Source organism: Streptomyces camponoticapitis (assembly GCF_014646115.1).
GTDB classification, from domain to species: Bacteria; Actinomycetota; Actinomycetes; order Streptomycetales; family Streptomycetaceae; genus Streptomyces; species Streptomyces camponoticapitis.
Genome location: NZ_BMMV01000066.1, coordinates 1 through 1,296, shown reverse-complemented (window position 1 = coordinate 1,296; position 1,296 = coordinate 1). Strand labels below are relative to the sequence as shown.

Annotated in this window: 1 rRNA gene; it reads left to right on the top strand. The window is 56.0% G+C overall.

What is annotated here, in order from left to right:
- Positions 1–1,296 (top strand): 23S ribosomal RNA (locus tag IEY79_RS37055); the annotation flags it as partial.

The window sequence follows — 1,296 nt, the reverse complement described above, 5'->3', positions numbered from 1 at the left end:
AGTTTCATGGCGGCCCGTACCCTAAACCGACTCAGGTGGTCAGGTAGAGAATACCGAGGCGTTCGGGTGAACTATGGTTAAGGAACTCGGCAAAATGCCCCCGTAACTTCGGGAGAAGGGGGGCCATTTCTGGTGATGAGTCTTGCACTCTGAGCTGGGGGTGGCCGCAGAGACCAGCGAGAAGCGACTGTTTACTAAAAACACAGGTCCGTGCGAAGCCGTAAGGCGATGTATACGGACTGACGCCTGCCCGGTGCTGGAACGTTAAGGGGACCGGTTAGTCACATTTCGGTGTGGCGAAGCTGAGAACTTAAGCGCCAGTAAACGGCGGTGGTAACTATAACCATCCTAAGGTAGCGAAATTCCTTGTCGGGTAAGTTCCGACCTGCACGAATGGCGTAACGACTTCTCGACTGTCTCAACCATAGGCCCGGTGAAATTGCACTACGAGTAAAGATGCTCGTTTCGCGCAGCAGGACGGAAAGACCCCGGGACCTTTACTACAGTTTGATATTGGTGTTCGGTTCGGCTTGTGTAGGATAGGTGGGAGACTTTGAAGCTTGGACGCCAGTTCAGGTGGAGTCGTCGTTGAAATACCACTCTGGTCGTGCTGGATGTCTAACCTGGGTCCGTGATCCGGATCAGGGACAGTGTCTGATGGGTAGTTTAACTGGGGCGGTTGCCTCCTAAAGAGTAACGGAGGCGCCCAAAGGTTCCCTCAGCCTGGTTGGTAATCAGGTGTTGAGTGTAAGTGCACAAGGGAGCTTGACTGTGAGACCGACGGGTCGAGCAGGGACGAAAGTCGGGACTAGTGATCCGGCGGTGGCTTGTGGAAGCGCCGTCGCTCAACGGATAAAAGGTACCCCGGGGATAACAGGCTGATCTTCCCCAAGAGTCCATATCGACGGGATGGTTTGGCACCTCGATGTCGGCTCGTCGCATCCTGGGGCTGGAGTCGGTCCCAAGGGTTGGGCTGTTCGCCCATTAAAGCGGTACGCGAGCTGGGTTTAGAACGTCGTGAGACAGTTCGGTCCCTATCCGCTGCGCGCGCAGGAGTCTTGAGAAGGGCTGTCCCTAGTACGAGAGGACCGGGACGGACGAACCTCTGGTGTGCCAGTTGTTCTGCCAAGGGCATGGCTGGTTGGCTACGTTCGGGAGGGATAACCGCTGAAAGCATCTAAGCGGGAAGCCTGCTTCGAGATGAGGACTCCCACCCACTTGATGGGGTAAGGCTCCCAGTAGACGACTGGGTTGATAGGCCGGATATGGAAGCACTGTGAGGTGTGGAGTTGACCG